This is a genomic window from Gemmobacter aquatilis (genome assembly GCF_900110025.1).
GTDB classification, from domain to species: domain Bacteria; phylum Pseudomonadota; class Alphaproteobacteria; order Rhodobacterales; family Rhodobacteraceae; genus Gemmobacter; species Gemmobacter aquatilis.
Genome location: NZ_FOCE01000031.1, coordinates 1 through 2032 on the forward strand (window position 1 = coordinate 1; position 2032 = coordinate 2032).

The following is a 2032-nucleotide window of genomic DNA, read 5'->3' on the forward strand; positions in this document are numbered from 1 at the left end:
CGGATGTCGACCTTCTTGCCGATCAGGCGGTGCGGCACGGAATAAAAACTGTGCAGCACGTCGATGTGGTAATCAGGATGAACCTTGGCCTGCTTCCACTCGGCATATTCGAAAGGCTCGAGCGGCAGATCGCGCAGGGCGGGACGCTCGATCTCGATGAACAGATCGCGGCGCGACCGGCCGATCCGGCGCATCGGGCGGTCATTCAGGTCGGCCAGAAGCTCTGCGATGGCCGCGTTCAGCGCCTCGACGGAGAAGAACTGCATGTTGCGCAGGCGGGCCAGGATCCAGCGCTCGACGATCAGCACCGCACCCTCGACCTTGCCCTTGTCGCGGGGCTTGCGCGGCCGGGTGGGCTGCACGGTCGTACCGGTGATTGTGGATTCAGGCCGAAGCGCGCATTTGAGCGCGGTTGAGATTAGGGCAGGGTGCCGGGCTCGGCCAAGAGCTTTTCGCGGAAGACTTCGGCGGGGGTGCAGTAGCCCAGGCACTTCCGGGGCGTGGCGTTGAGGCGCTGACAGATCGCCACCAAGGCGTGATTGGTCAGCGCCATCGGGTCGGTTTCACGGGGCAGATAGCGGCGGGCGCGACCATTGGTGTTCTCGTTGGTGCCTTTCTGCCAGGGGGCTTGCGGGTCGCAGAACCAGGCGGCGACGCCGAGGCTGGCCTGCAGATGAGGCCAGGCCAGGAACTCGAATCCTCTGTCGAAGGTGATGGAGCGCCGGGCATGGAACGGGAGCGGGCAGAGGCCCGAGATGATCCCTTCCATCACGGGCTTCGATTTCCTGTCCGCATTCTTCAAGAGGAGCGTGAAGCGGCTGACCCTTTCGACCAAGGAGGTCACATTGGCTGGGCCCAATTCCTTGCGGAACTGGATGAGATCTCCTTCCCAGTGACCAAACTCTTCGCGGCCATCCACGGCCTCTGGGCGGAGCTTGATCGACAATTCATCAGCAAATCTATGAGCTTGGGCGCGCCGCTTTCCACGACCCCGCCTGCGACGGCGATGCTCGGGCAGGTGGCGCCAGAAGTCGATGGCATGGCCGTCTTTGGAATAGGAAAACTGGTAGATCGTTTCGTGACTGACCTGCAATTCACTGCCATCAAGGCGCAGGCGACCAGCAATCTGCTCGGGCGTCCAGCCCGTCTTCAGCCGATCGACGACCACCGACCGAAGCTCAAGATGGCGGATCAATTTCCGCAAGCCCGCTCTCCGAGCCTCCGATTTGGACTGGGCATTCAGAGCGTAGTAGCCGGAGAGATCTTGCAACTCGGCGTCGACGAACCGGTTGCGCTTCAGCTCGCGGTGGATCGTGGCACGGTGGCGGCCGAGCCGATGGGCTATCTCCAGGACCGGCATCTTTGCGTCATGCCAGCGGGCGATCTTGCGACGATCTTCGAGGCTGAGGTGGACATATGAGCGGGGCATGCGAATCCTCCTTTGAGCAACACATTGCTTTTACTCAAAAGTCGCACTTCAAGCTTGAATCCACCCCGCTTACATACAATAATCCGATAATAGTTATTATGTACTTATTGACTTCATTGAATAATCATTCCGCCCAGAATGCGCGCAGAGTGAGCTACTCCCCGATCCTTGGACAGAATTCTGGCTGATTTAAGCTACTGCCTGCACCTGCTTATCGATTTCGATGGTGTTGAAGTAGACCACAGCGGGCGGCTGTCCGCCATGGGCTGTGTGTGGGCGATGGTGGTTGTAGAAGGTGATCCAGCGCCCGATGCCAGTCCTGGCCTGCGATGTATGCGCTGGCTGCGCCCCATTGATTTTCCGCTGGTGCGTTCAGCGGGTGGCAGATGCGATGGTATCGGTAGCTCGTCCGGGAGTACGAGACGAGGTCCCTACGATATGGGTGTGGTTATTTTCTGGGCATAGGCCTGTTGATTTCCACCCAGAACTGATGGGGTGGAAATCAACAAAGCAGGCCAAGGTTCATCCTGATTACCACATCGACGTGCTGCACAGTTTTTATTCCGTGCCGCACCGCCTGATCGGCAAGAAGGTCGACATCCG

2 protein-coding genes and 2 pseudogenes are annotated in these 2032 nt (G+C 59.5%); 1 reads left to right on the forward strand and 3 read right to left on the reverse strand.

Annotated features, from left to right (window positions below):
- From BMX43_RS19380 to BMX43_RS19390, 3 genes and pseudogenes are all read right to left on the reverse strand, one after another.
- A pseudogene (locus BMX43_RS19380) lies at positions 1–368 on the reverse strand (Mu transposase domain-containing protein); the annotation flags it as partial.
- 50 nt (positions 369–418) lie between these two features.
- The gene (locus tag BMX43_RS19385) at positions 419–1429 is read right to left on the reverse strand and encodes an IS30 family transposase (protein WP_091303893.1); all 1011 of its coding nucleotides are present in this window, start codon (positions 1427–1429) and stop codon (positions 419–421) included.
- Positions 1430–1618: 189 nt separating this feature from the next.
- Entirely contained in the window at positions 1619–1786 is a 168-nt protein-coding gene (locus BMX43_RS19390) for an integrase core domain-containing protein (protein WP_091303907.1), read from the reverse strand.
- Positions 1787–1913: 127 nt separating this feature from the next.
- Here BMX43_RS19390 and BMX43_RS20550 point away from each other — a divergent pair.
- A pseudogene (locus tag BMX43_RS20550) lies at positions 1914–2032 on the forward strand (Mu transposase domain-containing protein); the annotation flags it as partial.